Annotated in this window: 4 protein-coding genes; 3 read left to right on the top strand and 1 reads right to left on the bottom strand. The window is 71.4% G+C overall.

Going from position 1 to position 3,929, the window contains the following annotated elements; translation table 11 throughout:
• Window positions 1–129 precede the first annotated feature (129 nt).
• Window positions 130–1,155 (top strand): MASE1 domain-containing protein, encoded by a 1,026-nt coding sequence (locus WH07_RS34800; protein WP_046509044.1) that lies wholly within the window; start codon window positions 130–132, stop codon window positions 1,153–1,155.
• A 13-nt stretch (window positions 1,156–1,168) separates the two neighbouring features.
• Here WH07_RS34800 and WH07_RS34795 read toward each other — a convergent pair whose 3' ends face one another.
• Window positions 1,169–2,011, bottom strand: a complete 843-nt coding sequence (locus WH07_RS34795) for an SDR family NAD(P)-dependent oxidoreductase (RefSeq protein WP_046509043.1) — start codon at window positions 2,009–2,011, stop codon at window positions 1,169–1,171.
• 148 nt (window positions 2,012–2,159) lie between these two features.
• Here WH07_RS34795 and WH07_RS42295 point away from each other — a divergent pair, with 148 nt between their 5' ends.
• Both WH07_RS42295 and WH07_RS34790 read left to right on the top strand, forming a co-directional pair.
• Window positions 2,160–2,327, top strand: coding sequence for a putative leader peptide (locus tag WH07_RS42295; protein WP_408645987.1), 168 nt, complete (start codon window positions 2,160–2,162; stop codon window positions 2,325–2,327).
• Window positions 2,328–2,655: 328 nt separating this feature from the next.
• Window positions 2,656–3,897, top strand: coding sequence for an acyl-CoA dehydrogenase family protein (locus WH07_RS34790; protein WP_046509046.1), 1,242 nt, complete (start codon window positions 2,656–2,658; stop codon window positions 3,895–3,897).
• The last annotated feature ends 32 nt before the right edge of the window (window positions 3,898–3,929 follow it).

Genomic DNA, 3,929 nt, shown 5'->3' with positions numbered 1-3,929 from the left:
GAGGGGGCAGGGTGAGGGTGGCGGGGTGACCCGGGGTGAGGTGGCTGGGTGAGGTGGCCCAGGGTGACGAGTGTGCTCGGCAGTGCGTGTCACGGCCGGGCGGTGCCGGGGGCGTTGTCTCATGGCGGGGTGGTGCGTAGCGAGGAGAACCGACGACTGCCCCCGGCTGCCATGGCCGTACTCCGGATTCTCGGCGTGGCCGTCGCCTACTACGTGGCCGGGCAGCTCGGCCTCCTTAAGCAGCTCCGGATCGAGGGCGCGACCGTCACTCCCCTCTGGCCTTCCACCGGTGTCGCCCTGACCGCCCTGCTTCTCCTCGGCCCCGGCGTCTGGCCGGGGATCACCCTGGGTACCCTCGGCAGCATTCTGACCCTCGCCCCGTTCGTGCCCGCCGACCTTGGGATCCTGGTGGGGAACACCCTTGCTCCGGTCTGCGCCTATCTGCTGCTCCGGCGGGTCGGTTTCCGTATCGAACTGGACCGGTTGCGGGACGGGATCGCCCTGGTGTTCCTGGGCGCGCTCGCCGGGATGCTGATCAGCGCGACGGTGGGCACGGCGTCCTTCGTCCTGAGCGGCAGGCTGGCGCCGGGGGGCTTCTGGGCCATCTGGTCGGCGTGGTGGGCGGGCGACGCGATGGGGGTGCTGGTGGTCACGCCCTTCCTGCTGGTTCTCCGCAGATTCCGGTTGCGTGTGGACACCCGCCGCTGGCCCGAGGCGACGGCCCTGGTGATCACCGCGGCCGTGATCACACCGGTGGCCACCATGAGTTCGCTGACCCTGCTCTTCCTGGTCTTCCCGGTGCTGATCTGGGCCGCGCTGCGATTCGAACTGCCGGGGAGCGCGCCGTACGTCCTGTTCGTCTCCGTCCTGGCGATCTCGGAGGTGACCGACCGCGTCGGCGGGTTCGCCCACCACACGCTCGTCCAGCGGATGGTCAGTCTCCAGGCGCTCAACGGATCCGCGGCGCTGACCTCGCTGCTGCTGGCGGCGATCGTCACCGAGCAGAAGAACGTACGGCTGCGGATCGAGAAGGCCTGCGACGAACTGGCCCAGGTGGTGGAGCGCCTGGCGCCGGGGGAGACGCTGACGCGGTGGCGACGGGAGGAAGGACGGAAGAAGGGGCCGCGGAGGTCGTGGAGGTCGAAGGGCGGCTGATCGCGGGCGGGGCTCAGATCTGGGCGAGGCCGCCGTCGACGAAGAGTTCGGCCCCGGTGGTGAAGGAGCTTCGGTCGGAGGCCAGGAAGAGCGCCATCTCGGCGACCTCTTCGGGCCGGCCCATCCGGCCGAGCGGGATCCTGGCCGCGTAACCGTCCTTGAGGCGCCGGCGGACCCGGGGGCTGGGTCCCGCCAGGCCGTCGATGCCGGGGGTGTCGACCGGGCCGGGGCTGATGGCGTTGACGCGGATGTTCCGCCCGGCGAGTTCGGCCGCCCATGAGCGGGCGAGACTGCGGATCGCGGCCTTGGTGGCGCTGTAGACGCTCATCGCCTCGATGCCGAGGGAGGCGTTGGTGGAGGACAGGACGATGACGGAGGCGCCGTCGGGGAGGAGAGGGAGCGCTTTCTGGGCGGTGAAGACGAGGCCTTTGACATTGATGCCGAAGGTACGGTCGTACTGCTCCTCGGTGATGTCGCCGAGCCGGGCGAAGGTGCCGCCGCCGGCGTTGGCGACGAGGATGTCCAGCCGTCCGCTCTGCGCTTTGACCGTCGCGAAGAGGCGGTCGAGATCGTCGAGGTCCGAGACATCGCCCTGTACGCCGATGGCCTGCCCACCGCCGGTCTGTTCGGCGTCTGCCTGTCGGCTGTCCGGTCGGCTGTGCGTCTGTCGGCCGTCCGCCTGTCTGCCGATGGCTTCCACCGCCTCGTCCAGCTCGGCCTTGCGGCGGCCTGTGACGTACACCGTCGCGCCCTCGGCGGCGAAGCGGCGGGCGACGGCGAGACCGATACCGGCCGACCCGCCGGTCACGAGGGCGACCTTGCCCGCCAGCTCTCCGCCGCGCTCTCCGTGTGCCATGTGATCCCCATTCCATGGACGAAACGACTCCGCTGGACGAAACGGCTCCGCGCGAATTCGTTCCCGGGCAGCGCCGGACTATCCGCGGTCGGCGGGCGAGCGCGCCGGGCGGGGCGCAGGCCTCCGGTCGGCGGCTCGAAGATGCCTGATGGACGGGGGCGGAGGGCGCCGGTACGGTGACGACGTCTGTTCGGAGGCGTCAGAAGCGGAAGGAGGTGGCGTGTTGCAGTCGCGGCAGGATGATCTCACCCGGCGTCGGCACGTCGATCTCGTACGCGTTTCCAGTGCCCTCTGTCGGCCGGGCGTCCGCGTCTGATCAGTGCCAGCACCGGCACCGGATCCCGAGGCGAATCTCTCTTTCCCGGTCTGCCGGGTACCTCCGTGCGCCGCCCGCTGAGCCGCCGGACCCCGGTTCCGTATGTACATCAGCCGAGCCGTTCATCTCTTGAGCCGTTCATCATGTGAGCCGTTCATCCGGTGTGTCCAGGTCGTGAAAGTACTGGGCCGGCCGGGTCCCTTCCCTCTCTGGAGGCCTTACCGTGACCGCCGCACCCGCTCGTAACGCCTCCTCCTCTCCAGGCGCCGCCCCCGCCCCCGGCTCCGCCGCCGTCCATACGGTCGCCGACGACGCGGAAGCGCTCGCCCTGGCCCGGGAACTGGCTGACGAGTTCCGGGCGGGCGCCGCCGAGCGCGACCGCGAGCGGCGGCTGCCGCGCGCCGAACTCGAACGCCTCTCGGCCAGCGGTCTCCTCGGCGTCACCGTGCCGCGCGAATACGGCGGCGCGGATGTCTCCGCCCGTACCCTCGCCGAGATCTTCCGGCTGCTGGCGGGCGCGGACGCGAGCCTGGCCCAGATCCCGCAGAGCCATTTCGTGTACATCAATGTGCTGCGGCGGCAGGGCACTCCGGAGCAGCGGGAGTTCTTCTTCGGGGAGGTGCTGGCGGGGCGGCGGTTCGGCAACGCGCAGTCGGAGGCGGGCACCAAGCATGTCCAGGACATCCGTACGCGGCTGACGCCGGTGCGCGAGGCGTCACTCCCCGACGGCCCGGTCCCCGCCGCCGCGGTCCCGGGCGAGACGGTCCTCGCTGACACGGTCCCAGGCGACTCGGTCCCTGCGGGCGCGGTCGCCTCGTATCTGCTCAACGGCCAGAAGCACTACTCCACCGGCGCCCTTTTCGCCGACTGGATCCCGGTCCTGGCGCGCGCCGAGGACGAGGCCCTGCATGTCGCGTACATACCGCGCGACGCCCCGGGGGTGACCGTCCTCGACGACTGGAACGGCATGGGGCAGCGCACCACCGCGAGCGGAACGGTCCGGCTGGTGGATGTGGCGGTCCCGGCGGACCGGGTCGTACCGCACCATCTGACCTTCCAGGGGCCGCAGTTGCACGGCGCCGTCGCGCAGCTTCTGCATGCCGCGATCGACGCGGGCATCGCGGCGGCGGCGCTGGCGGAGGCGGCCGAGTTCGTGCGTACGAAGAGCCGGCCGTGGTTCGAGAGCGGCTACGAGACGGCCGCCGAGGACCCGTTGCTGATCCAGCGGTTCGGTGAACTCGCCCTCCAGGCACGGGCGGGCGAGGCGCTGCTCGCCGCCGCCGCGGACGCGGTGGACGCGGCGTCCGCCGACCTCACGGACGACAGCGCGGCCGAGGCGTCGATCGCGGTCGCCGCGGCGAAGGTACGGGCGGCGGAGGCGGCGGTCGAGACGAGCAGCGCGCTGTTCGAGGTGGCGGGTACGCGCTCGGCGCTCGACAGCCTGAATCTGAACCGGTATTGGCGCGACGCCCGGACGCATACGCTGCACGATCCGGTCCGCTGGAAGGTGCAGCACATCGGACGGTACGTACTGAGCGGTACGCGCCCGCCCCGCCACGGCCTGCTCTGACGCGCCGCGCGGACCTCGTCGCCGTACCCCGC

Source organism: Streptomyces odonnellii (assembly GCF_000981895.1).
Taxonomy (GTDB): domain Bacteria; phylum Actinomycetota; class Actinomycetes; order Streptomycetales; family Streptomycetaceae; genus Streptomyces; species Streptomyces odonnellii.
This window is presented reverse-complemented; position numbering and strand designations above follow the sequence as displayed.